Annotated in this window: 21 protein-coding genes; 9 read left to right on the top strand and 12 right to left on the bottom strand. The window is 67.3% G+C overall.

What is annotated here, in order from left to right:
* Positions 1–20: 20 nt before the first annotated feature.
* The 7 genes from SKC41_RS14075 (at position 21) to SKC41_RS14045 (ending at position 8,025) form a co-directional block, all read left to right on the top strand.
* Positions 21–1,493: an HNH endonuclease signature motif containing protein gene (locus SKC41_RS14075; RefSeq protein ID WP_330978136.1), complete on the top strand. Its 1,473-nt coding sequence runs from the start codon at positions 21–23 to the stop codon at positions 1,491–1,493.
* A gap of 197 nt (positions 1,494–1,690) precedes the next feature.
* Positions 1,691–2,083 (top strand): hypothetical protein, encoded by a 393-nt coding sequence (locus SKC41_RS14070; protein ID WP_330978135.1) that lies wholly within the window; start codon positions 1,691–1,693, stop codon positions 2,081–2,083.
* A 136-nt stretch (positions 2,084–2,219) separates the two neighbouring features.
* Entirely contained in the window at positions 2,220–3,023 is an 804-nt protein-coding gene (gene stf0, locus SKC41_RS14065) for a trehalose 2-sulfotransferase (protein ID WP_090609536.1), read from the top strand.
* Complete coding sequence (gene cysD, locus SKC41_RS14060; RefSeq protein ID WP_330978134.1) at positions 3,020–3,934, top strand: sulfate adenylyltransferase subunit CysD; 915 nt, start codon at positions 3,020–3,022, stop codon at positions 3,932–3,934. Before stf0 ends, cysD begins: the two co-directional genes overlap by 4 nt.
* Positions 3,934–5,868 carry an adenylyl-sulfate kinase gene (gene cysC / locus SKC41_RS14055; protein WP_330978133.1) on the top strand — a complete coding sequence of 645 codons (1,935 nt, stop codon included), beginning with the start codon at positions 3,934–3,936 and terminating at the stop codon, positions 5,866–5,868. The genes cysD and cysC overlap by 1 nt, the downstream gene beginning before the upstream one ends.
* A gap of 146 nt (positions 5,869–6,014) precedes the next feature.
* A complete protein-coding gene (locus SKC41_RS14050) occupies positions 6,015–7,163 on the top strand; it encodes a YeiH family protein (protein WP_330978132.1) in 1,149 nt (382 codons plus the stop codon).
* A gap of 169 nt (positions 7,164–7,332) precedes the next feature.
* Positions 7,333–8,025 (top strand): GAP family protein, encoded by a 693-nt coding sequence (locus SKC41_RS14045; RefSeq protein ID WP_330978131.1) that lies wholly within the window; start codon positions 7,333–7,335, stop codon positions 8,023–8,025.
* Here the strand turns inward: SKC41_RS14045 and SKC41_RS14040 are convergent.
* The 4 genes from SKC41_RS14040 to fdxA form a co-directional block, all read right to left on the bottom strand.
* Positions 8,022–9,323 carry an alpha/beta hydrolase gene (locus tag SKC41_RS14040; protein ID WP_330978130.1) on the bottom strand — a complete coding sequence of 434 codons (1,302 nt, stop codon included), beginning with the start codon at positions 9,321–9,323 and terminating at the stop codon, positions 8,022–8,024. The genes SKC41_RS14045 and SKC41_RS14040 overlap by 4 nt on opposite strands.
* Positions 9,324–9,373: 50 nt before the next feature.
* Entirely contained in the window at positions 9,374–11,734 is a 2,361-nt protein-coding gene (locus SKC41_RS14035; RefSeq protein ID WP_330978129.1) for an amino acid permease, read from the bottom strand.
* Positions 11,735–11,835: 101 nt separating this feature from the next.
* Positions 11,836–12,936: a succinyldiaminopimelate transaminase gene (gene dapC / locus SKC41_RS14030; protein WP_330978128.1), complete on the bottom strand. Its 1,101-nt coding sequence runs from the start codon at positions 12,934–12,936 to the stop codon at positions 11,836–11,838.
* A 42-nt stretch (positions 12,937–12,978) separates the two neighbouring features.
* Positions 12,979–13,305 carry a ferredoxin gene (gene fdxA, locus SKC41_RS14025; RefSeq protein WP_025735298.1) on the bottom strand — a complete coding sequence of 109 codons (327 nt, stop codon included), beginning with the start codon at positions 13,303–13,305 and terminating at the stop codon, positions 12,979–12,981.
* A gap of 438 nt (positions 13,306–13,743) precedes the next feature.
* Here fdxA and SKC41_RS14020 point away from each other — a divergent pair, with 438 nt between their 5' ends.
* The gene (locus SKC41_RS14020) at positions 13,744–14,076 is read left to right on the top strand and encodes a hemophore-related protein (protein ID WP_090609537.1); all 333 of its coding nucleotides are present in this window, start codon (positions 13,744–13,746) and stop codon (positions 14,074–14,076) included.
* A 12-nt stretch (positions 14,077–14,088) separates the two neighbouring features.
* Here SKC41_RS14020 and SKC41_RS14015 read toward each other — a convergent pair whose 3' ends face one another.
* From SKC41_RS14015 to mshB, 4 genes are all read right to left on the bottom strand, one after another.
* On the bottom strand, positions 14,089–14,841 hold the full coding sequence (locus tag SKC41_RS14015; protein ID WP_442931684.1) for a maleylpyruvate isomerase N-terminal domain-containing protein: 753 nt from the start codon (positions 14,839–14,841) through the stop codon (positions 14,089–14,091).
* A 54-nt stretch (positions 14,842–14,895) separates the two neighbouring features.
* Positions 14,896–17,478, bottom strand: coding sequence for a bifunctional FO biosynthesis protein CofGH (locus SKC41_RS14010; RefSeq protein WP_442931683.1), 2,583 nt, complete (start codon positions 17,476–17,478; stop codon positions 14,896–14,898).
* Positions 17,479–17,595: 117 nt separating this feature from the next.
* Positions 17,596–18,060, bottom strand: a complete 465-nt coding sequence (locus SKC41_RS14005; RefSeq protein WP_330978126.1) for a hypothetical protein — start codon at positions 18,058–18,060, stop codon at positions 17,596–17,598.
* A 92-nt stretch (positions 18,061–18,152) separates the two neighbouring features.
* Positions 18,153–19,055 carry an N-acetyl-1-D-myo-inositol-2-amino-2-deoxy-alpha-D-glucopyranoside deacetylase gene (mshB, locus tag SKC41_RS14000; protein WP_330978125.1) on the bottom strand — a complete coding sequence of 301 codons (903 nt, stop codon included), beginning with the start codon at positions 19,053–19,055 and terminating at the stop codon, positions 18,153–18,155.
* 93 nt (positions 19,056–19,148) lie between these two features.
* Here mshB and SKC41_RS13995 point away from each other — a divergent pair, with 93 nt between their 5' ends.
* Positions 19,149–19,766, top strand: coding sequence for a TetR/AcrR family transcriptional regulator (locus SKC41_RS13995; RefSeq protein ID WP_330978124.1), 618 nt, complete (start codon positions 19,149–19,151; stop codon positions 19,764–19,766).
* Here the strand turns inward: SKC41_RS13995 and SKC41_RS13990 are convergent.
* From SKC41_RS13990 to SKC41_RS13975, 4 genes are all read right to left on the bottom strand, one after another.
* Positions 19,763–21,577 carry an ABC transporter family substrate-binding protein gene (locus tag SKC41_RS13990; protein WP_442931682.1) on the bottom strand — a complete coding sequence of 605 codons (1,815 nt, stop codon included), beginning with the start codon at positions 21,575–21,577 and terminating at the stop codon, positions 19,763–19,765. The two genes, SKC41_RS13995 and SKC41_RS13990, sit on opposite strands and share 4 nt — an antisense overlap.
* Before the next feature lie 121 nt (positions 21,578–21,698).
* Positions 21,699–23,588: a translational GTPase TypA gene (typA, locus tag SKC41_RS13985; RefSeq protein WP_330978122.1), complete on the bottom strand. Its 1,890-nt coding sequence runs from the start codon at positions 23,586–23,588 to the stop codon at positions 21,699–21,701.
* Between the two features lie 150 nt (positions 23,589–23,738).
* Positions 23,739–24,161, bottom strand: a complete 423-nt coding sequence (locus SKC41_RS13980) for a (deoxy)nucleoside triphosphate pyrophosphohydrolase (RefSeq protein WP_330978121.1) — start codon at positions 24,159–24,161, stop codon at positions 23,739–23,741.
* 7 nt (positions 24,162–24,168) lie between these two features.
* Complete coding sequence (locus SKC41_RS13975) at positions 24,169–25,101, bottom strand: TIGR03619 family F420-dependent LLM class oxidoreductase (protein ID WP_330978120.1); 933 nt, start codon at positions 25,099–25,101, stop codon at positions 24,169–24,171.
* Positions 25,102–25,114: the final 13 nt, after the last annotated feature.

Below are 25,114 nucleotides of genomic sequence, written 5' to 3'. Positions count from 1 at the left end.
ACGTCCCTATATTCGAAACTATGTTCGATACCGATCGCGCGGTGGTGGCCAGGATCGCCGAATTCGCCCGGGCCGAAGCGGCGGCCGCGGCGCACAAACTGCAGGCGATCGCCGAATTGGTCCGCCTGCGTGCCGACGGTCCGGTGGATCGCGCCAGCTGGTCATGCGACAACTGGGATGCGATCGCAGCGGAAGTTGCTGCTGCACAAGGTATTAGCCACGGCACGGCATCCGGACAGATGTATCTCGCAGTGGCGTTGCGTGACCGTCTGCCCCGGGTGGCGGCCCTGTTCGCCGAAGGCGTCCTCAGCGCGCGGCTGGCCACGGCGTTGGTTTGGCGTACCGACTTGATCACCGACCCGAGAACTCTGCAGATCGTCGACGCGGCACTCGCCAGTGAGGCGGCGCGGTTCGGGCCACTTTCGGTCACCAAGAGCAGCCAGGCGATCGACGCCATCGTCGACCGCCACGATCCCGCGGCGGTGCGCCGTACCCGGGCCGCCGCCCGCGGGCGCGATGTGGTGATCAGCCCCGCCGACAGTAATTCCGGCACCGCGGCGCTGTGGGGCTCCCTGTTCGCAACCGACGCAGCCCTGTTGGACCGGCGGTTGAGTCAGATGGCGCACCAGGTGTGCGACAGTGACCCACGCACGCTCGCGCAACGTCGCGCTGATGCGCTGGGCGCGCTGGCCGCCGGTTCCGACCTACTGGCGTGCACATGCGGAGCACCCGAATGCCCAGCCGCCCTCGACACCGACCCACGCGCCAGCGCCGTGATGATCCATGTCATCGCCGGGGAAGCCGCCCTCGATGCCGTGGCGGATCCGTGCATCTCGGGCGAGCTAACCAGCCGCCCGCTCACTGCGGATACACCGCTGCGCGTTGCGCTGGCCCCGGACCCCGAACCACCCGCGCCGGCCTGGACGCCCGCCGGCCATATCCGCGGCGGTGGCATCGTCCCGGCGCCGCAGATCGCGGAACTCATCCGCAACGGCGCCAAGGTGCGGCCGGTAGTCCATCCCGCCGAGGCCCGTCCCGATGCGGGCTACCACCCATCGGCGGGGTTGGAGCGTTTCGTCCGGTGCCGGGATTTGACCTGTCGCTTCCCCGGCTGCGATCGTCCGGCGGAATGTTGCGATCTGGACCATACGGTCCCCTACCCGCTAGGGCCGACGCATCCGTCGAACCTCAAGTGTCTGTGCCGAAAACACCACCTACTGAAGACTTTCTGGACCAGCTGGCATGACGAGCAACGGCCCGATGGAACGGTCGTCTGGACGACACCGAGCGGACACACCTACATCACTCGTCCGGGCAGTCGCCTGCTGTTTCCCACGCTGTGCCTGCCCACCGGTGAATTGCCCACCGCTCCAAGGAGTGACCATCCGCCGGGTGTTCGTGGTGTCCTCATGCCGAAGCGTCGCCGAACCCGAGAACAAGACCGCGTGTACCGCATCAACGCCGAACGCTCGCTGAATGTCGCGCACAGTTAATCCTCTGAACACCAAGTGCGCCTGCAGCTTTCGCGGCGGGCACGGCGTGCGCAGCGGCACCGGGGCTTGACCGGCGCATTCCGAAATGCGAAGGTCCAACCAGCGATAACGCCAAGCCGAGCACGGGAGGTTAGATGAGCGGTTCGAGTGCCCGAGGCCGGAAAGCGAAAATGTTTGTGGCCCTGGCGGTTATTGCCATGGCTTCGGCGGGAGTGCCGGCCAACGCAACGCCCGGTGCGCCGGTCTTGCTCGACAAGTTCCGCTCCGATCTGCCCACTGGTCCCGACGATCCCCGATGCCTGCAGTATCCCGGGTTCGCCGCGTGTCAGGGCGGCCCGTACTGGGTGGGGCCACCGGCACCATCGCCGCCGCCGGGACCGCCCACCGGTCCCCTCGATCCCCAATGCGCCATGAATCCCGCGGATGCGGCGTGTATGGGAAGCCCGTTCCTTCCGCCGTCTCCGGCGGCACCACCGCCGCTGCCGCCGGTGGTCGCGCCGCCGGCCGAACCGATCGCACCCCCGCCGATCGCACCCCCGCCGCGGATGGAACCGATTGCCCCTCCGCCGGAAATTTCGGGACACATCTAGTTCGGCCGAACCACCCGCCAGAATCGTGCTCACCAGCAAACTTGACGAGGGTCGCGCGAATTCGATGCCGGGTTATGCTCAGCGTGAACGTAATTCTGCGTGTTGCAGGGGATTTGCATCCGGCTAGGCTTTGCTGGTGGCAGAAAATCCGTCGTCGTATCTGGTGCTGGCCTCCCAGCGCAGTGGCAGCACGCTGCTCGTCGAATCGCTGCGGGCGACCGGCGTGGCGGGCGAGCCCCAGGAGTTCTTCCAATATCTGCCGACGACCAGCCAGGCGCCTCAGCCGCGGGAGTGGTTCGCCGGCATCGACGACGAGTCGATTCTGCGCCTGCTCGATCCGCTCGACGAGGGGAAGCCGGACCTCGCTCCCCCGGAAATCTGGCGCGACTACATCCGCACCGTCGGCAGGACGCCGAACGGTGTGTGGGGCGGCAAGCTGATGTGGAACCAGACGCCGCTGCTGCTGGAGCGCGCCGACGGCCTACCCAATCGGTCGGGCGACGGACTGCTCGCCGCGATCCGCGATGTCGTCGGCGAGGACCCGCTGCTGGTGTATGTCTATCGGCCCGATGTGGTGTCGCAGGCGGTGTCGTTCTGGCGTGCGGTGCAGACCCGGGTCTGGCGCGGCCGGCCCGATCCGGTCCGCGATGCGCGCGCCACCTACCACGCCGGAGCCATCGCGCACGTCATCACGATGCTGCGGGCCCAGGAGCAGGGTTGGCGGAATTGGTTCGCCGAAGAAGACGTCAAGCCGATGGAGATCCCGTATCCGGTGTTGTGGCGCAATCTGACTCAAGTCGTAGGCAACGTTCTCGCAGAGTTGGGGCTGGATCCCAACCTGGCGCCCGAGCCGGTACTCGAGCGCCAAGCCGACAAACGTTCCGATGAATGGGTAGATCGCTACCGGGTCGACGCCGAACGAGAGGGGCTACCGACATGACCACCACGACCGACACCCGCGTCGACGAATTGCGACTGCTGGAAGCAGAAGCGGTGCACATCATCCGTGAGGTCGTCGCCGAGCTGGAGCGCCCCGTCCTGCTGTTCTCCGCCGGCAAGGACTCGATCGTGTTGCTTCGCTTGGCAGAGAAGGCTTTCCGGCCGCTGCCGCTGCCATTTCCGGTACTGCACGTCGACACCGGACACAATTTTCCCGAGGTCATCGAATTCCGGGACCGCAGGGTCTGCGGCGTTGGACACAAGCTGATCGTCGCGTCGGTGCAGGAGTCCATCGACAATGGCCGGGTCCCCGACCCCGGTCCCGTCGCCTCGCGCAACCGGGCCCAGACGCGCACGCTGCTCGACGCGCTGGAGGCCGGTGAGTTCGACGCGGCCTTCGGCGGTGCGCGCCGCGACGAGGAACGCGCCCGCGCCAAGGAACGGATCCTGAGCTTCCGCGACGAGTTCGGTCAGTGGGATCCCCGCGCACAGCGACCGGAACCCTGGTCGCTGTACAACGGCCGGATCAAGAAGGGCGAGCAAGTACGGGTGTTTCCGCTGAGCAACTGGACCGAGATCGACGTCTGGCGCTACATCGAGCTGGAAGACCTTGAGATACCGTCGATTTACTACGCGCACGAACGCGAGGTGTTCGAGCGCGACGGCATCCTGCTGGCGGTCTCGGAATACGCCAGTCCGCAAAACGGCGAAACCGCTGCAACGGAATGGGTGCGCTACCGCACCGTCGGCGACCTGACCATCACCGGGGCGGTGCGCTCGCGGGCGACCGACATCGCCCGGGTGATCACTGAAATCTCGGCCGCGACAGTGTCCGAGCGCGGCGAGACGCGAGCCGACGACCGTACGTCGGCCGCCGCGATGGAAGACCGCAAGCGAGAGGGCTACTTCTGATGACGGCTACCGAGAAGGCGACCGAAAAAGCCGCCCAAAAGACCCTGCCGCGCAAGGGCATCACGCGTCAGCTGCTGCGCATCGCCACCGCGGGTTCGGTCGACGACGGCAAGAGCACGCTGATCGGGCGACTGCTGCACGACACCGACAGCCTGCCGCTGGACCACCTGGAGGCGGTGACGGACGAGGAGGGCATCGCCGATCTCGCCGCGCTGTCGGACGGTCTGCGGGCCGAACGCGAGCAGGGCATCACGATCGACGTCGCCTACCGGTTCTTCTCCACCGCCACCCGCAGCTACATCCTGGCCGACACCCCGGGCCACGAGCGCTACACCCGCAACATGTTCACCGGCGCCTCCAACGCCCACGTGGCGATCCTGCTGGTCGACGCGCGCGCCGGGGTGCTGCGCCAGACCCGCAGGCACGCCCGGATCGCAAAGCTGTTGGGCATCAAGCACTTTGTGGCGACGGTCAACAAGATCGACCTGATCGACTTCGACGAGTCCGGGTTTACCAAGGTGGAAGACGAGCTGCGGCAGTTGGCGGCACGCCTGGGCGAGGTGGACATCACGGTGATTCCGATCGCGGCCAAGCACGGCGACAACGTCGTGCACCGTTCCGGGAACACACCGTGGTACGGCGGCCCCACCCTGCTGGAGTACCTGGAGGGCATCGAACTGGCCGCGCCGAACGCCGAACCGTCGCGGCTGCGCTTGCCGGTGCAATGGGTTTCGCGGCCCACCGCCGACGTGCGGCGCCGCTATACGGGACGGTTGGCGGCGGGAACGCTGTCCGTCGGCGACCCCGTGATATCGCTGCCCGCCGGCACCCGTTCGACAGTGACCGCCCTGGACACCCTCGACGAGGAGCGCACCACAGGTGTTGCGCCGCTGTCGGTTTCGATCGAGCTGGCCGACGACATCGACGTGGGCCGCGGGGATGTCCTGGTCAGTGGGGCCGACGACGCGGTGCTGCCGGTGCCGGCCCGCGAACTGGACGCGACGGTGTGCTGGTTCGTCGACACCCCGCTGCGGGCCGGTGACCGGCTGGCCCTCAAGCAGACTTCCAAGACCGTGCGGGCCACCGTACAGGAACTGCACTCGAAGCTGGATCCCGAGACACTGGACGAGCTCGACCAACCAGTTGAGCTGGCGCTCAACGACATCGGCACCGTGACCCTGCGAACCAGCTCGGTCGTCATCGCCGACAGCTACACCGACAATCGTGACAGCGGCGCGTTCATCCTGATCGACGAGACCACGAATGACACGGTCGGCGCCGGCACCATCATCGAGGCGCGAGAGGTCAAGCCGGGCACCCACCCGCGCACCGACATTCGCTGGCATCCCTCGGCGCTGGACCGCGCCCACCGGTGGCACGCCACCGGACAGGCCGGGGCGACGATCTGGTTCACCGGTCTGCCCGCATCCGGCAAGTCCACCGTCGCGGTCGCCGTCGAGCGTGCGCTCGTCGAATCCGGCCGGGTGGCCTATCTGCTCGACGGCGACAACCTGCGGCACGGCCTCTCGGACGATTTGGGCTTCTCCCCCGGCGATCGCACCGAAAACATCAGGCGTGTCGGGCATTTGACTCGGCTGCTGGCCGACGCGGGCGTGGTCGCCCTGGCGTCGCTGGTGTCACCGCTGAAGTCGGACCGGGAGACTGCCCGGGCGCTCAACGACGCCGCCAAGCTGCCGTTCATCGAGGTGCACGTCGCCACCTCGCTGGCCGAATGCGAAAGACGGGACCCCAAGGGACTTTACGCGCGGGCCCGCAAGGGCGAGCTCAAGGGTTTGACCGGTGTCGATGCGCCGTACGAAGCGCCGGAAAGCCCCGACCTGGTGCTCGACACATCCGGGGCCGACATCGACGAGCTCGCCGCCCAAGTCATCGCGTTGCTCGACGAACGCAGCCCGCAGCGGCCCGCCACCTAGATTCAGCGCGAGCTAATCACTTGGTCCGCGACGCCGGGCCCGGCAATATGCGGGCGTGAGTGATTGGCGCGAGCGGGTCGGCTCGATATCGGTGGACTGGTGGGCGACGCTGGTCGCCGGTGTGATCGTGGCGTTGGCAGTGGCCAATGCGCTCCCGAAGATTCCGTGGTGATCGCGTGAGTACCACTCGGCTCGAACCGGAAGAAACGCTGGACGAACCGACGTTTACCAGCAGGCAGCCGCTGGACTACGTACCGGGGATCTTGCTGCTGATCGGCGTTGGCCTGCTGGGCAAATACGCTCAGATCTGGTGGAACACACTGGCCAAACACGAACACTGGCGGCTGCCCGACGTCGAATACGTGTTGTGGGCCATCGTGATTGGGCTGCTGATCACCAACACCATCGGCCTGCACCGGATATTTCGTCCGGGCGTGCAGACCTACGAGTTCTGGCTCAAGGTCGGGATCGTGGTGCTGGGGGCGCGTTTCGTGCTCGGCGACATCGCCAAGCTCGGCGCGATCAGCCTGGTGCAGATTCTGGTGGACATGACGATCGCGGGAACGGTCATCATCGTCGTGGCGCGGGCCTTCGGGCTGTCGGGCAAGCTGGGCTCGCTGCTGGCGATCGGCACATCGATTTGCGGCGTGTCGGCGATTATCGCGGCCAAGGGCGCGATCCGGGCCCGCAACTCCGACGTCAGCTATGCCATCGCGGCGATCCTGGCGCTGGGCGCGGTGTCGCTGTTCGTGTTGCCGCCACTGGGACACGCGATCGGGCTTACCGACCACGAATTCGGTCTGTGGGCAGGCCTTTCCGTGGACAACACCGCCGAAACCACCGCCACCGGCTACCTGTTCTCCGACCACGCCGGAAAGATCGCGGTGCTGGTGAAGTCGACCCGCAACGCGCTGATCGGCTTTGTCGTCCTCGGTTTCGCCCTGTACTGGTCCGCGCGCGGACAGGCCGACGAGATCGCTCCCGGCGCAACGGCCAAGGCGGCATTCATCTGGCAGAAGTTCCCGAAATTCGTGCTCGGCTTCCTGGCGGTGTCGGCGATCGCCACCGCGGGCTGGTTGACGAAAGGGCAAACCACGAACCTGGCGAACGTGTCGAAGTGGGCGTTTCTGCTGACCTTCGCCGGTGTCGGGCTCAACACCGATTTCCGTCAAATCGCGCGTACCGGATGGCGTCCGCTGCTCGTGGCTGTGATAGGACTCACAGTCGTCGCGACGGTGTCGCTGGGCATCGTGCTGCTGACATCGCGCGTATTGCATTGGGGCGTAAGCACCTAGCGAGGCACGTAACGAGGGCGCCTGGCGAGGCGCAACACGCCGGTCTGCGGGGCAGACGGTAACGTAATGATCATGCAGCACTCGTCCGTCGTTGCTCTGCTACGCGAACGCGCTGGTTTACCGGGTTGTATTCGCACCACGTTGGACGCCCAGGCAGCCGAATCCTGACATGTGGATCACCCTCCTGGTCATGGCCTTCGCGATGAGCGTTGAGCCGTTCCGGATAGGCATGACGGTGCTGATGCTGAACCGACCCAGGCCGATGCTGCAGCTTTTCGCCTTTCTCTGCGGGGGCTTCGCGATGGGCATGACGGTCGGCTTGTCCGTCGTATTCGGACTTCAGCGCAGACTGCTGAGTTCTCCGCACGTAAGTTTGCCGAAACTTCAGATTCTGATTGGCGGTTCGGCACTGCTTGTTGCGGTCGTGCTGAGTGCTCAGGTCATGTTGAGGGAGAAAGTCGGCCGCTTCAAACGCCCACCCGCCGACGAGCCGGACTTGCACGAGCATCACGGCTTGGGGCGGTTTTCCAGGCGGCTACTGCACGGGCGTTCGCTGTGGGTGGCGGGGATGGCCGGTCTGGGAATCGCGTTGCCGTCCGTGGATTATCTCGCGGCGCTGGCCGCCATCGTGGCCTCCGGCACAGCGGCCATGACCCAGTTCAGCGCGCTGCTGATGTTCCATGTCGTGGCGTTCGCACTCGTGGAGATCCCGCTGCTGGCCTATCTGCTGGCGCCGGATCAGACGCGCGCCTGGATGGTGTCGCTACAAATCTGGATCCGCTCGCGGCGACGCGTCGAGGTTGCCAGCGTGCTGGCCGCAGCCGGGTGTGTCCTGGTCTTCATCGGCCTGCGAAGCCTTTAATACGACTCCGAAACCCCCAGTGCGCGATCCAGAGCTCGGTTGTCGGTGCCGGTAGCCGCTGGACCTACTCGGCGCTCATACATTTCGGCGAGGAACTGTTCGACTGCCACCGCGGCGTGCGCCGCGCGGGCCGAGCCGAAAATGTCGAACGCGTGCTGCGCCCAAGGCAACTCGGCGTAGACCACCGGCTGCTTGCTGACCTCGCCCAGGCGTGCCACGAAACTGCGGGCCTGTTCGACCGGAACCAGTGAGTCGTTGGTGCCGTGCAGCACGAAAAACGGTGGGGCGTCCGGGCGAACGTGAGCGATCGGCGACGCCGCGCGAAAGGGCTCGGCGATGTCCCCGCGGCTGACCTTGAAAACGTTCTTGGCCACCATCGCCGCCATCATCGGGTGTATCGCGGTACCGGTCGCGTTGAAGTCGTAGACGCCGTAAAACGGCACCGCCACGTCCACCCGGGTGTCGGCGTCTTCAAAGCCCGGCTGAAACCGCGGATCGTTGGGGGTCAGTGCGGCCAGCGAGGTCAGGTGCCCGCCGGCCGAACCTCCGGTGAGCGCAATCCAGTCCGGGTCGCCGCCGTAGGAGGCGATGTGCTCTTTCGTCCATGCGATCGCGCGCTTGACGTCGACGATGTGGTCGGGCCAGGTGGAGCGCGGGCTGAGCCGGTAGTTGATCGCGACGCAGATCCAGCCCAATTCGGCCAGATGGCTCATCAGCGGATGTGCTTGTCCGCGTTTGTTTCCCACCATCCAGGCACCGCCGGGAATCTGCAGCAACACCGGTGCCCGCCCGTCGCGGTCGAGGTCGGGCCGGCGCCAGATGTCGAGATGGTTGCGGGACCCGGCCTCCCCGTAGCTGATGTCGCCGTCGTGCGCGTAGTCACGGTAGATCCGCAGCATGCGTGCGGGGCCGGGCCGCTTCGCGGTCGCACCGCCGGGCGCCGGGCGTTTCCATAGATCGCCCGACTCGGTCCGGCGCTCGGTTCCCAGTCCGGCGTCCAGTGCGGCCGCCAGCGGTTCGTTGGCCTTGTGCCCGAAGTGACGCAACACCAGCAGGCCCGCCGCGGACACCGCCCACACCAGCCAGCTGATTCGCCGCGCCCGCGGGGGCAGCCGGTGTGACAGCGCTGCCAGCGTGGTGAATTGGACCCCGAGCATTGGCAGCGGCAGCTCGGAGGCGAACACGCCGTAGGCGAATGCGAATACCGAGCCGTATCCGCCCTTGCTCAACGGCCGATAACCGTTGGCGGTGAATACGAGGCTCACAAGGGACGCCAATGCGGCGCGCAGTCGCTTCACTGCAGTCCTTTCCGTGCAACGGCCGGCTGTGCCCGTCACCACGTTAATACTCAGCTTGTGCCGGTTTGTGCGGCCCCGGGCCGGCCGGCCTGCGCGGGGTCTTCCACGATGTGGTACATCGGGTCGACCAACGACATCGGCCGGTTACCGCTCTGCTTGGGCTTGCCGGTGATGCGCAACAGCTGGCCGGGCTGAATGTCGGCTCCCCCCCGCCCGGTCGGGAAGACCACGGTGATCTCGCCGCTGTGGTCGCCGACCACGATCGACCGGATGGTGCGCCGGCCCTTGCTGGTGTCCTCGACCTCGCTGACCCGCCCTTCGAAAGTGGCGCGGCGCCCCGGGATCAGGCTCGCCACGGTGATCACCGAGCGCGACGGATCGGGATGTTCGTAGGCGTCGACGTTCTCGTCCTCGCCGCGGGTCACCCGGTCGCCGAACTTTTCGAATTCGCGCGCGATTCGCTGCTCGAATCGTTGCGGGTATGCCTCCTCGATTCGCGACTGGACATCGTAGGGAACGATGGTCGCCGCGGCATCGGGGATCATGCTGACCGCCCGGGCGATCTTGTCGGCGGTGCGGTCGTGCAGCAGCCGGCCCACCAACGGGTTATACGTGCGGCGCGGCAGCAGCGCCGTCACGTTGGTATTCGGCTGCTCGTCACGCGCCTTTGCGATGAACAGTTGTGCGGCGCGGATGACCCGCCGATCCGGGCAATCCACGACGCGCAGCCGGGTGTCGAGTTCGAAGTGATCCCAGCGCTTTCGGATCTGCGCGGCATAGGCGGCGTCGATCATGATGTGCACCGCGATCATTTCGTCGGAGCGTAATCCCTTGCCGTATCGCAGCGCTTCGATCACCGCAAGGTCGACCGAGTTCACGAACACAAACACCTTGTGCCGCGCGTACTTCACCAAATCGGGCCGGTCGGTGCGGAACATCTCGAGAATTGCGGCCTCCGCACGATATTCCTGATTCAGCCGCATCAGGGCGAACACCAGCAGGGGGAACACGACGACGACCAGCCACGCGCCCTCGGTGAACTTCGCCACCGCGAAAATGGCGACCACGACCGTCGATAGGATTCCCGCGGAAAGGTTGATGGCCAACCGGGTTCGCCAACCGGGCTCACGATGCGTCAGATGGTGCTTGGTCATGCCGTAGCCGGCCATCGAAAATCCGGTGAACACACCGATCGCGTAGAACGGCACCAGCGCGTTGACCGAACCGCCGGTCGCCACCAGCAACACCACCGACAGCGCGGTCAGCGCGATGATGCCATTCGAAAACACCAGGCGGTGACCGCGTTTCATCAGCTGCCGGGGCAGGAAGCGATCCTCGGCGACGAAACTCGCCAGCGCCGGAAAGCCGTTGAAACTGGTGTTCGCACCGGTGAACAGAATCGCGGCAGTCGCCGTCTGAACCAGGATGTAGAGGATGTTGCCGACCACCCCACCGCCGAACACGGCGCGGGCGATCTGCGACAGCACCGAGGGGTATTCACTCTCGTACGGCGTCGCGTGCGTGGCGAACGCGAGATAGGCGACACCGGCCAGCAAGAATCCCAGGATGCTCGCCATCGCGGTGAGCACCCGACGTGCGTTGCGGCCCTGCGGCTTTCGAAAGAGGTCAACGGTGTTGGAGATGGCCTCGACACCGGTCAGCGACGAACCACCGTTGGCGAAGGAGCGCAGCAGGGTCAGGATCGTCGCGCCCATCACCAAGCCGTCGGCCTTGTGCACCGGCACCGTTCCCGGCATCTGCGAGGGGTCGTAGACGGGCAGATCGCCCATCAGTACCCGGGCGACTCCGACCACGATCGTCAGGCCGACCATGAGGATGAAGAAGTAGGTGGCGAACGCGAACTGCCATCCCGCTTCCTTCAATCCGCGCAGGTTCAGGAAGCAGATGAGCAGCACCACGCCGACGGTGATCTGCAGGCTGTGCGGCCCCAGGGCGGGGATGGCCGACACCACCGCCACCGTTCCGGCCGCGGCCTGCACCGCGACCGTCACGACGTAGTCGATCAACAGCGCGGCGGCGGCGACCTGAGCCACCCGCGGCCCGAAGTTCTCCCGCGCCACGATGTAGGAGCCGCCGGCGCGGGTGTAGGCCATCACGACCTGCCGGTAGGAGGCGGTCACCAACACCAGGATCAACAGGATGACGCCGGTGATGGGAAGCAGCAAGGCGAACGCCGCGAGGCCCGCCGCCGGCAGCAGTTCGATCAGGATCTGCTCGGGGCCATAGGCGGTCGACGAGATCGCGTCGGGTGAAAGCGCGCCCAGCGCAACCGGATTCGGCAGTTTCTCGCCTGCGAGCTCCTCGGTAATCAGCGGCTTTCCGAGAAACAGGCGCTTGGCGACGTCCTGGACCGACAGCGGGAGGCGCAGTTTGCTAGCCGAAGTTGTCACGACAACATTCCTTACCCGAGATCCAGCGGTTGGCTATTGCCTTCGATGCATTCTGCCGGTTCGCCGGATTGGCGGCAGACGGACGCGGAGATTTCGCGCAATCAGCGCGCGGACGATGCGGTGAGCCGCTGGACCGCGGCCTCGATGCGCTCGTCGGTGGCGGTCAGCGCGACACGCACGTGTCGCCCGCCGCTCGGGCCGTAGAACTCGCCGGGCGCCACCAGGATGCCGCGGCCGGCCAACCACCCCACGCTGTCGCGAGAGGGCTCACCACGGGTTGCCCACAGATACAGCCCGGCTTCGGAATCGTCGATCGCGAAGCCCGCGGCGCGCAGCGCCGGTGCGAGGGCGGCGCGGCGGCGGGCGTAGCACTCGCGCTGCACCTTCTCGTGGTCGTCGTCGTCCAGCGCGGCCACCATCGCGGACTGCACCGGTGTCGGCACGATCATTCCGGCGTGCTTGCGCACCGCCAGTAGCTCGGCGACCAGGCCGGGATCGCCGGCGACAAAACCGGCCCGGTACCCGGCCAGCGAGGAGCTCTTGGACAGCGAATGCACCGCCAGCAGGCCGGTGTGGTCGCCGTCGCACACCGCGGGATGCAACACCGACAGCGGCTCGGCGTCCCAGCCCAGGCCCAGGTAGCACTCGTCGGACGCCACCACGACCCGGCGTTCCCGCGCCCACCCGACGACCTTGCGCAGATGATCGAGGCCCAGCACGCGTCCGGTCGGGTTGCTCGGCGAATTCAGATAGACCAGCGCCGGCGACTGCGGGCCGAGTTGGGTCAGCGAATCCGCGCGGATCACCTGCGCCCCGGCCAACCGGGCGCCGACGTCATAGGTCGGATAGGCGAGTTCGGGAACCACGACCACATCCGCGCGGCCAAGCCCGAGCAGCGTCGGCAGCCAGGCGATGAGTTCCTTGGTGCCGATCACGGGCAACACGGCGTTCTCGGCGAGCCCGGTGACGCCGAAGCGGCGGCCGAGGGCCGTGACCACGGATTCACGCAGCTTGGCAGTGCCCGCGGTGGCGGGATATCCGGGCGAGGCGCTGGCGGCCGCCAGCGCTTCCTGGATTACCGGCGCGACCGGGTCTACCGGGGTTCCGATGGACAGGTCGACCACGCCGTCGGGATGAGCCCCGGCCAGCGCTTTCGCTTCTGCCAGGGTGTCCCAGGGAAACTCCGGCAGAGATGCCGACAAGGCAGGTCGGCCCCCCCTGGGCTCCTGCGCCACTGCGCCCCCTTAGTCTCCTTCGCCCTGCGGCGGCAGATCTTTGACCGCTTGCGGGTCATTCTCGGTCATGCCGACCTTGGCCGCGCCCCCGGGCGAGCCCAACTCGACAAAGAAGTCGGCGTTGATCTGGGTGTACTGGCTCCACTGCTCGGGCACGTCGTCTTCGTAATAGATGGCTTCAACAGGACAAACCGGCTCGCAGGCCCCGCAGTCGACGCATTCGTCGGGATGGATGAAGAGCATCCGTGCGCCCTCGTAAATGCAGTCGACGGGGCATTCTTCGATGCACGCCTTGTCTTTGATGTCGACGCAGGGTTGGGCGATCGTGTACGTCACGGACGTCTCCTCAACGTTTTCTCTTTTGACTGCTCAGTGTGGGCTGCTGTTTGCCTCGCTGCGGCGCTTGCCGGCCGCGTAAGCAAAGCTTCGGTTACTGATACTAGACGTTGCACATACACGTCAACCACTAGGCACGCTACGACGATCGCCAAGTTTCATACGGTCAGTCTCGCAGCCGCGCAGCTCGCCGCACCGACCATTCGAACGTGTCGACGCCACCGCCAACAAGCGATCGGCCAGACGATTTCGTTCGTGTGACGAACGTCACCCCGGCGTTGATCTGCAGACAGTTACATTCCGGGCGGGGCCGACGAATAACCGTGAAACGAAAGAACGTCCGCAACGGCTGGTAGCCTCGTCCGAGACGGCAGCCGCTAGGGCAGATCACTTAGCCGTCGTTGGCTTTCAGAGATCCGGGGAAGGTGTCCAAGCATGATGACGCTGTCGTTAAGCAAACTGGCAGCCGCGGTTGGTGGTGCGGCAGTGGCGCTCAGCGCCGCGGCGGGGGTTGCTTCGGCAGACCCCATGGATCCGATCATCAACACGACCTGCAACTACGGGCAGGTGATGGCCGCACTCAACGCGAACGACCCGGCCACTGCCCAGGAGTTGAACGCTTCGCCGTTCGCGCAGAACTACATCCGGCAGTTCCTGGCCTCCCCGCCGCCGAAGCGCCAGCAGATGGCTGCCCAGATCCAGGCGATGCCCGCGGCCGCGAAGTACTTCAACACGATCCAGCAGGTTGCGGTCGTCTGTAACAACTACTGAGCCGAAGTCGGCTCAGTAACCGCTGAGCAGTAGTCGCAGTCGGCCCAGGGCTTCCGGGCCGACGCGGCTGCAGATCCGCGACGGATCGGCGGGGCGACGTCCCCACAGCAGCAATACGCGTGCGGCGGCATCGGTTTCCAGCGTGGCCGGCCCCTCGGGCTCGGCCAATGCAATCGTGGTGTGGCCGGTCCGGGCATCGACCAGGACGTCGTCGGTGTCCACGACTCGCAACCGCGCCTCGATCCGCTCTCCCGCTCCTAGCTGCTTGACCCCCTTGGCCAGCAGCGGTCGACCCACCGCGAGGACGCTGTGCGTCGTCATCCACGGCTCGGCCAACCGCGCCTGCGCTGCGTGGTCGTCGCCGGTGATGTCCCAGCCGTGCAGGACCAGCTCTTCGCGCATGTGCTCGGCGAACCAGGGCACCTTCATCGTGCGTCCGGTCCAGGCGACATCGGTGTCCGCGTCAACCTCGTCGGCCGCGGCGGCGACGTCGTTCAGGGCGGCCATCCGATTTAGCAGCGCGTCCCACAGGTCCGCGTCGTCGAGGTCGCGCAGTGGGCCCTCGCGCTCCTCGAACCCGCGGGTGCCGACGGGTTCGCCTTCCAGGTGCGCGCCCAGCACCCGGGCGAGTTCCTCGGCGTTGCCGGCTTGATGGATGACGATGTCGCGCACGGTCCACGCTTCACACCAGGTACCGGTATCGGGTCGACGCTGCCGCACCGCATCGACGAAGGGCTGCCATTCCGGGAATCGGTCTTGGTCGATAGTGGGGTCGATGACTCGCTTCACGGCCTCCGGTATACCCGGGGGCACCGACAGCTACGCGGCGAGCGGGCTGTAGTCGGTGGTGCGCTGGCGCGCCGGGCGGCCGATGCCGTGGGCGATCGCGGTCAGTTCGGCCACCGTCTTCGCCGAGCCGTATTCGGAGCCGGCCATCCGCGAGATGGTCTCCTCCATCAGCGTGCCGCCCAGGTCGTTGGCACCGCCGTTGAGCATTACCTGGGTGTGCTGGGTGCCGAGCTTGACCCAGCTGGTCTGAATCTGGGAAATGCGGCCGTGCAACATGATTCGCGCCAGCGCGTGTACCGCCCGGTTGTCGCGGTGGGTCGGCCCCGGGCGGGCCGCACCGGCCAGATACAACGGCGAGCTCTGGTGCACGAACGGCAGCGGCACGAATTCGGTGAAACCGCCGGTGCGGTCCTGGATTTCGCGCAGCACGTTGAGGTGGCCGACCCAGTGCCGGGGACTGTCGACGTGGCCGTACATCATCGTCGACGACGACCGCAGGCCTACCTCGTGCGCGGTGCTGACGATGTCGATCCACATCGAGGTGGGCAGCTTGCCCTTGGTGAGCACCCAGCGCACCTCGTCGTCGAGGATCTCGGCGGCGGTGCCGGGGATGGTGCCCAGCCCGGCCTCGCGCAGGCTGATCAGCCACTCGCGCACGCTCAAGCCGCTCTTGGTCACGCCGTTGGCGATCTCCATCGGAGAGAACGCGTGCACGTGCATCGACGGAACCCGGGCCTTGACGGCGCGCACCAGGTCGGCGTAGCCGGTGACCGGCAGCTCGGGGTCGATCCCACCCTGCATGCACACCTCGGTGGCGCCTTCGACGTGCGCCTCCCAGGCGCGGTCGGCAACCTCGGCCGCGGATAGTGAATACGCGTCGGCGTCGCCCTTGCGCTGCGCGAAAGCACAGAACCGGCAACCGGTGTAGCAGATATTGGTGAAGTTGATGTTGCGGTTCACCACGAACGTCACGTCGTCGCCGACGGTGTCGCGTCGCAACGAATCCGCCAGCGCGGCAACGGCTTCCATTGCCGGGCCGTCGGCGGTGGCCAGCGCCAGATACTCGTCGTCGGAGCAGCCGGCAGGGTCGCGCTCGGCGGAGCGCAGCGCGGACAGCACGTCGGTGTCGATGCGCTCGGGGGCGTTGGTGTCCCTGGCGGCAAGCTCGTGCACGTGCGCGCGGATCGACTCCCAGTCGCCGAACGCACTGTCGAGATCGCTGCGGGCCTCGCTGTTGCGCCCCTGGGTGTCGATCGAGGCATTGAGATCGACCCGCCCGGTGGATTGCGCGTCGTCGGGTTCCTGCCACGGCATGCCGGTGGGGTTGACGTCGCGAGCCAGGCCGGTCGCCGGATCAGCCAGTGCCGCAACGTGACCCTGCACTCGCGGGTCGATCCAGGCGGCGCCCGCTTGGACGTATTTGGGTTGCGCGGTCAACCGCTGCACCAGGTCGAATCCCGCTTCGGCGGTCACGGCGGCCAGCTCATCCAGGGCGGGCCAGGGCCGTTCCGGGTTGACGTGGTCGGGTGTCAGCGGTGAAACCCCGCCCCAATCGTCGACTCCCGCGGCGACCAGCGCCAGGCATTCCTGGCGGGACACCAGATTCGGCGGCGCCTGGATCCGCATGCCGGGCCCGAGTACCAGGCGCGCCACGGCGATCGTCGCCAGGTAGTCGTCGATCCCGGCATCGGGAACAGCGGCCATCGCGGTGTGTTGCTTGGCCCGGAAATTCTGCACGATCACTTCTTGGACATGACCGAATTCCTTGTGCGACTTGCGAATCGCGTGCAGGGTATCGGCGCGTTCGGCCAGCGTCTCCCCGATGCCGACCAGCAGACCGGTGGTGAACGGAATCGACAACCGACCCGCATCGGTCAGCGTCCGCAGCCGCACCGCCGGGTCTTTGTCCGGGCTGCCGTAGTGCGCGAGCCCTTTCGTTTCGAAGAGCCGCCGCGACGTCGTCTCGAGCATCATGCCCATCGACGGCGCCACCGGCTTCAGCAACGACATCTCCGACCAGCTCATCACGCCCGGATTCAGGTGCGGCAGCAGCCCGGTCTCCTCCAGCACCCGGATCGCCATCGCGCGCACGTACGACAGGGTCGAGTTGTAACCGCGCTCGTCGAGCCAGTCGCGGGCCTGCGGCCAGCGGTCCTCAGGCCGGTCACCGAGGGTGAATAGTGCTTCCTTACAACCGAGTTCGGCGCCACGCCGGGCGATGTCGAGGATCTCGTCGGGCTCCAGATACATGCCGCTGCCCTGGGCGCGAAGCTTGCCCGGCACGGTGACGAACGTGCAGTAGTGACAGGTGTCCCGGCACAGATGAGTGACGGGGATGAACACCTTGCGCGAATACGTGATCGGCAGCCGACCGTCGGGGCCACGTCGGCCCGCCGACTGCAGACCCGCGTCGCGCACCCGCGCCGCGCTGGCGCACAAGTCGGCGAGGTCGGCACCGCGGGCGGTCATCGCCACGGCGGCCTCGTCGACGTTGAGCGCCACACCGTCGCGCGCCCGGCGCAACACCCGCCGCAATGCAGACGCGCTGACCTTCGGTAAAACGACCGGATTAGGCAGAGCGGTGGGCTCCTCGCCCGGAGGCCTCGGTGTCAGTGGCACCTTGGTGTAACTTCCCCACGATCGAATTTCATCCGCGTGTCCCAACAATCTGAATTTTCGGCAACCTTAGCGGGTGCCATACGCGCAACATTAGCGCCAGGCCGGTACGCGTCAGCTGTAGTGGTGGCCGCGCCGCCACAGCACCAGCACCGGCGGTGTCACCCCCAGCACGATCAGCAACAGTGCGCCGTAAGCCATCAGCCCGCTACCTCCCAGGATTATGTCGTCGGCGGGACCGCCCATGCTGATCACCGCCACCGTCAGCAGCCATGTCCACAGCGGCAGCGCCGCCGAGCGCGCCGAACGGGTCCAGCGGCCGGCGGCCCAGACCAGGGCGGCGTTGACCAGACCACTGATCAGTCCGCTGATCGGAAACGGAATCGTGCCGATATAGCAAGGCAGCAGCAGCGCCCCGGCTAGTGCGGATAAGACCCCATCGACGGCCAACAGGGCCAACACCACGACGCGAATAGCGGGGTCCGTCGCGCCGGAATCCTCGATGGTCGCGGCGCGTGGCTTGGTTTCGGTCAGGTCGGGACGCTGTCGATATTGGACAGAACGGAGCCGATAACCCACTGCAAGCTGTCCAGCCGGTCCTGCCAGTGCTGCAGGTTAGGGTCCAGGTCGGGGTCCATGCGAATTCCTTCCGTGGCTGCCTGTCTGGCAGCCTACCGCGTCGCGGATCCGTCGAGGTTGAGTCCAGCGAGCAGATCGGTCTCCCAGCCACGCTCGTCGCGGTCCCCGGCGGTACCGGTGACCAGGACGTAGTGCTCCTCGCCGAGGATCGGCAGCGCCATGTTGTTCGACAGGGCACAGGCCCGTCCGGTCGGACCGACGACCACCTGCGTGGCGTGCGCGGCGAGTGCTGCGACCTTGGCGGCCAACGCATCCGGCGGCGTCGCCACGACGGCGCCGATCGCGTCGTCGGAGTATCCGAAGTCGAATTCCTCTTGGGGCGGTTTCACCCAGCCGGGCAGGAAATCGTCGGGACCCAGGGCGTCCCAGCCGGCCAGGAACGCATTGACGGCCAGCACCGTCCAGTAGAACTTCGGCACGTCCCAGGGCTCGCCGGGGTAATCGTCGCCGGCGGCCGCCGCGACCGCGGCCGTCGTGACGGTGTGGGCCCGGATGTGGTCGGGATGCCCGTATCCACCATTGGGGTCATAGGTGACGACGACGTGCGGGCGCAGCCGGCGAATGATCTCGACCAGCGCCCCGACGGCCTCGCGTTCGTCGGCGTCGATGAAGCGCTCGCGGCGCCGCTTCTCGGTGCCCGCCATGCCGGAGTCGCGCCAGCGTCCCGCGCCGCCGAGATAGATAGGTGCACCGATACCAAGTGCCTGCAATGCCGCGGTGAGTTCGCCGATTCGGTAGCCGCCGAGTTGGTCGGCACGATCGAACGCGAGCCCGGCCCAGCGTTCCCCGATGACCTCGCCCTCCTCGCCCAGCGTGCAGGTCACGACACTCACCTCGGCGCCGCGCGCGGCGTAGTACGCGATCGTGGCACCGTTGCCCAAGCTCTCGTCGTCGGGATGGGCGTGGACGAACAACAGCCGCGCAGTCTCAGGCATGGACGCACCCTACCCGCCGCCGAGCCGGCAATTTCGGTCGTCGTGTTGCGCCAGGGCACCCCAAATAGGAACGCCGACGGCTACTATCGAGAAATGCCGCAAGCCACCGAGACAGCGCCGACGGGCATCCGCAGCCGCCGCCGCGGTGAGGTGCTCGAACGTGCGCTCTATGAGGCCACGCTGGCGGAGTTGGCGCAGGTCGGATACGGCGGGCTGACGATGGAAGGCATCGCCGCCCGCGCCCAGACCGGCAAGGCCGCGCTGTACCGGCGCTGGTGCAGCAAGCACGATCTGGTGCACGCCGCGCTGGTGTTCGCGCTGCCGCCGGTGCCCGAACCTCGCTCCGGCCGATCACCCAGGGACGCCCTGCTGACGCTGTTCACCTCGCATCGCGACGTCCTGGCCGGCAAGACGGCTTTTCCCGGCCTGGACACCATCCATCAGCTGTTGCACGAACCCGAGATGCGCGCCATCTTCGCCGACGCGGTGGTGTGCCCGCGGCTGCAGATTGTCGAATCGATCCTGCAAACCGCGATCGACGCCGGCGAACTCGACCCGGCCACGGTCACTCCGCTGACCGCGCGCGTCGGACCGGCTCTGATCAACCATCACTTCCTGCTGACCGGCGTGCCGCCGAACCGGCGCGAGCTGGCGCTGATCGTCGACACCGTGATCCCGCCCCGGGCATCGGCGTCACCGACTAGTCCCTAGGGCCCGGTTTTCACCCATTGCCCGGCGTCGCCGACGATCCCGACCGGCACGGCTCCGGAGAGGCTGACGTTCTGCACGCTCGGGCCCGCCCCGACGATCGTGGTGTCCTGCAGGATCGGCAACACCGTCGACATGTTCCACAGCCGCGGCTCGACCGCGGTGATCACGTCGTTGATGCCCTTGGTGCCGTCGAGGGCGGCGTCGATGTTGGACTGGATGCTGCGATCGCAGATCCCGGTCAGGTTCGACGGCGCCTGCACCAGCGCGCCGGGATCGGGTGGACGACTCGGCGCAGTCGGCGCGGTGCTGGCCGGCGACGCCGGTGAGGTCGAGGCGACGGGTGTGGTCGTGGGCGGGGTGGTCGCGGTCGGTACCGCCGTCGACTCCAAGGCGGGGCAGCCGTAGCGCGACGCCAGCAGCGTCGCCAGGTTTCCACCGGCCTGGTGCCAGCCGACGATCGCGTCCACCTGGTTGTTGTTCAGCGCGTCGCGATACAGCGTCACCGGATCCAGCGCCGACACCGATGCGGCGATGCCGACGTTGCGCAATTGGTCGGCGGCGGTGTTGGCCACCGCCACCGAGGTCGGGTCGTTGGCCGCCACCCCGATCACCAGCGACAGCTGCTTGCCGTCCTTGCTGATCCGGCCGCGGGTCACCTCCGGCGGCCCGGTGGTCGGCGACGGGGTGGTCTCGGGCGCCGGCACGCTGTTCTCCACCTGGTACCCCGCCGCCGAAAACAACGCCAGCGCAGCCTGTTTGGTCATCGCGGGCGGTGCGGTCGGTACATAGCCGGGGTCGCTGGGCGCCCGGATCTGCGCCTGGTCCAGCGAGATGGTGTTGTCGCTGCCGGCGCCCACGGCGGCAAGCAGATCGACGTCGAGCAATCCCAGAATCCCTTTGCGGACCTGGGTATCGGCCAGCTTGGGCTGGTTGGCGCGCAGCGTGAGCTGCATGACGCGCGGGGTCATGATCCGGGCGGTCCGCACGTCGGGAATGGCCGACAGCTGAGCGAAGGACGCGGAGCCGCCATGCACCTGGGCCACCTGGGTGTCGCCATTGCGCACCGAATCCGCCAGCGCCGCAGGCGCTCCCGCCCGCCGGAACTGGATCAGCGCGGGTTTGGCGGGCGGCCCCCAATAGCGGTCGTTGCGGGCGATCAGGATCTCGTCGCGCTGCGGGTCGATGTTCTCCACCCGGAACTGCCCGCCGGTGACCGTCAGCGACCGGACCAGTCCCGCGGCGAAACCGCCCGGCACGTCCTTGACGATGTGCGCCGGCAGCAGATCGTTGAACAGTTCCTTCCACGCGGGGTACGGCTGCGCGAAGGTGACGACGGCCTGCTTACCGCCCTCGAGCGACTGCACACCGGTGATCAGGTCATAGCCGGCCGGGTCCACCACCCCCGGTTGGGTGACCATTTGATGCCACAGGTACCAGAAGTCGTCGGCGCCGATCGGCGCGTTGTCGGTCCACTGCGCCTCGGGCCGGATCTTGTAGGCGACCGTGAACGGGTTCTGGTTCGTCACCTCGGCGGACACCAGCAGGGTCGGATCCAGCTCCCACCGCGAACCCGTGGGGGTGTTGGGGTCGGGCACCGGCCGGAATGCGCTCGGCAACACCAGCGCGCTGATCGCCGCATTGACCGGAGACAGATCGGAGAGCAGATGCGGGTTGAATCCGGCGCCGATCGAGTCGATGCCCATGATGATCTGGGTGACCCGCTGCGGGGGCGGCGGTGTGTTGTGCGGCGTATCGGTGCTTTGCGGCGCCGGCGGCGGGCTGACGGTGCAGGCCGCCAGGGTCAGGCCCATCAGTGCGAGCAGCACGGCGCCGATCAGCAAAACGTGGCGGGCCCGGTGCAGCACGAGCATCAGGGTATCGACCGCCTGCCCGGCGGCTTCTCGACTCCTTCGGGCGAAGGGCAACAACAACCTAGCCCCGAGCCTTCGCCCGCGCCTTGCTGCGCGCCCGCGAGGTGGCGTCCAGCTCGACCTTGCGCACCCGCACGATCTCCGGAGTCACCTCGACGCACTCGTCGGCCGCGCAGAACTCCATGGCCTGCTCCAGGTCGAGTTCCAACGGACGGGCCAGCGTCTCGATGACGTCGGCGGTCGACGACCGCATGTTGGTCAGCTTCTTTTCCCGCGTGATGTTGATGTCGAGATCCTCTGCGCGCGGGTTGATTCCGACGACCATCCCCTCGTAGGTGTCCTGCCCGGGCTCGACGAAGAACTGGCCGCGGTCGGCGAGCTGAATCATGGCGAACGGTGTGATGACGCCGGACCGGTCCGACACCAGCGAGCCGGTGTGGCGGGCCCGGATCTCCCCCGCCCAGGGCCGGTAGCCGTCGAAGACCGCGTTGGCGATGCCGGTGCCGCGGGTGAGGGTGAGGAAGTCGGTGCGGAAGCCGATCAGGCCGCGGCTGGGCACGATGAAGTCCATCCGGACCCAGCCCGCCGCGTGGTTCGTCATCTCCTCCATGCGGCCCTTGCGGCCGGCCATCAGCTGGGTGATGGCGCCGACGAATTCCTCGGGGCAGTCGATCGTCATCGCCTCGAACGGCTCATGCAGCTGCCCGTCGATGGTCTGCGTGACCACCTGCGGCTTGCCGACCGTCAGCTCGAAGCCCTCCCGGCGCATCTGCTCGACCAGCACCGCCAGCGCCAGCTCGCCGCGGCCCTGCACCTCCCACGCGTCGGGACGGTCGATGTCGACCACTTTGATGGAGACGTTGCCGACGAGTTCGGCGTCCAAGCGCGACTTCACCATGCGCGCGGTCAGCTTGTGCCCCTTCACCTTTCCGGCCAGCGGCGAGGTATTGGTGCCGATCGTCACCGAGATGGCGGGCTCGTCGACCGTGATGCGCGGCAGCGCGTGCGCGTGCTCGGGATCGGCCAGGGTGTCGCCGATCATGATCTCGGGCAACCCGGCCACGGCCACGATGTCGCCGGCGATCGCCTCGTCGGTGGGCGTGCGTTCCACCCCCTCGGTTACCAGCAGTTCGGTGATCTTGGCGTTGGTGATGACGGGATGCCCGTCCACCTCGCGCATCCACGCGACCTGCTGGCCCTTACGGATCCGTCCCTTGTAGATGCGGATCAGCGCAAGCCGTCCGAGGAAGGCCGACGCGTCGAGGTTGGTCACCAGCGCCTGTAGCGGCGCCTCGGGGTCACCCTGCGGCGGCGGGATGTGCTCGAGCAGAACGTCGAACAGCGGATCGAGGTTGGCGCCCTCGGGGTTCTGGCCGTTGGCCGGTTCCGTCGTGCTGGCGATGCCCGCGCGGCCGGAGGCGTAGAGGGTGGGCAGGCCGAGCGCGTCCTCGGCGGCCTTTTGCGCCTCCTCGTCGAGGTCGGAGGCGACGTCGAGCAGCAGGTCATGGCTTTCCGAGACGACCTCGGCTATCCGGGCGTCCGGCCGGTCGGTCTTGTTGACGACGAGGATCACCGGCAGGTGAGCGGCCAGCGCCTTGCGCAGCACGAACCGGGTCTGCGGCAACGGTCCCTCGGACGCGTCGACCAGCAGCAGCACGCCGTCGACCATCGATAGGCCGCGTTCGACCTCACCGCCGAAGTCGGCGTGTCCCGGGGTGTCGATGACGTTGATCACCGTCGTCGATCCGTCCGCATGCTTGCGATGCACGGCCGTGTTCTTGGCCAGGATCGTGATGCCCTTTTCCTTCTCCAGGTCCCCCGAGTCCATGAGGCGCTCGACCGTGTCGTCGCCGCGATGCGTCAGGGCGCCGGACTGCCGGAGCATCGCATCGACGAGGGTGGTCTTGCCGTGGTCGACGTGGGCGACGATGGCGACGTTGCGGAATGGCACGTCGGTGATTCTGGCAGCGGTGACCCATCAATGGCGAACCGAGCAGCTCATCCGGTGTGCATCCGGGGCGGTGAAATGGGCGAAATCCCGCCCTGGGCGCGCCCTCAAAGTCGAGATGTGACTGTCGACGCGGGACCTGGCGCCAGGCCCCTACCAGCCGCGACGGCGTGGTGCCGCGTCGACCAATTCGCTGGCCAGGTCCGGTAGCCACCCGCGATCGGCGGGCACCCAGTCGACCTCGGGCAATTCGGCCGCCGTGACCCAGCGCAGCGCCCGGTGGTCATGCGGGTGCGGTTCGCCACCGACCAGACGCACCAGGTAGGCCCGCAGCGTCGTCGTGCCGTTCAGCGAAATGTCGTCGCCAAGCCGGTTACCCACCACGACGTCGGCAACCTCGAGGCCGAGTTCCTCGGCCAGTTCGCGGGCCAAAGCTTGCGGCTCGGTCTCGCCGGGCGCGACCTTGCCACCGGGAAGTTCCCAGCGACCGGCCAATTCCGGTGGCCGGACGCGTTGAGCCACCAGTAGCTCGGAGCCACGGATGACGGCTCCGGCGACGACGATCTGGTTCGGCATCGGCACCTCAGCCCGCCACTGCGCCCCGCACCGCTTCGACGAATGCACGCAGGTCGGTTTCCCGGTTCTCCGGGGCCAGCGGCCAGTAGATCAGCCTTAAGTCCGTGACGCCGGCTTTCGCCTGTGCCGCCGCGTCCGCCGCGGCGGCAGCCAGGTCGGGTTGGCCATCCGCGCTGGCCTTGACCCGAAGCGAGCCGGTGACGCCGAAGCCATCCGGGTCACCGCCGACACCTTCGACCGCCGCGCGCATCCGCCCTATTCCGTCGGCGAGGTCGCGGGCGTCCTGACCCCAAGGGATCCAATACTTTCCGAACCGCGCGAGCCGGCGGGCGACGGCACGGTTGACCGTCCCACTCACCCAGATCGGCACGCCGCCCGGCTGCAACGGCTTGGGCATCTGGTGGATCCGATCGAAGGTCAACTCCGGCGACGCGTAGCTGAACTCGTTCTCCCGCCACAACCGCGTGCACACCTCGAGCGTCTGGTCCAGGATCGCCCCGCGCCTGTCGAAATCCACTCCGGCCACGTCGTATTCCTCGCGCTGCCAGCCGACGCCCACCCCGAGATCAACGCGGCCGCCCGAAAGAACATCCAGTGTCGCAACGGTTTTCGCGAGAACGGCGGCGGGGCGCAGCGCAGCGAGCAGGATGTTGGTGCCCAACCGGATGCGTTCGGTGCGGGCCGCGAGGTAGGTCAGCACCGTGAGCGGCTCCAGCCAGGGTCCGTCCGGCCCGGTGGGCTGGCGACCGCCGGTCGTTCCACCCACGCCGGGATCCGCGTAGGCGTCCATGTTCATGCCGAACGCGATGTGCTCGGAGACCAGCACGCGATCGAACCCGGCGCTCTCCAGCACGCGCGCCCACTCAGTGAGGTGCTCCCAGTTCGCCGGCTCCTCGGCGGAGAAGGAGGGGATTCCCATCGACAGCTGGATCGAGGCCATTGCGACAAGTTAC

The sequence above is a fragment of the Mycobacterium sp. 050128 genome (assembly GCF_036409155.1).
GTDB lineage: Bacteria > Actinomycetota > Actinomycetes > Mycobacteriales > Mycobacteriaceae > Mycobacterium.
This window is presented reverse-complemented; position numbering and strand designations above follow the sequence as displayed.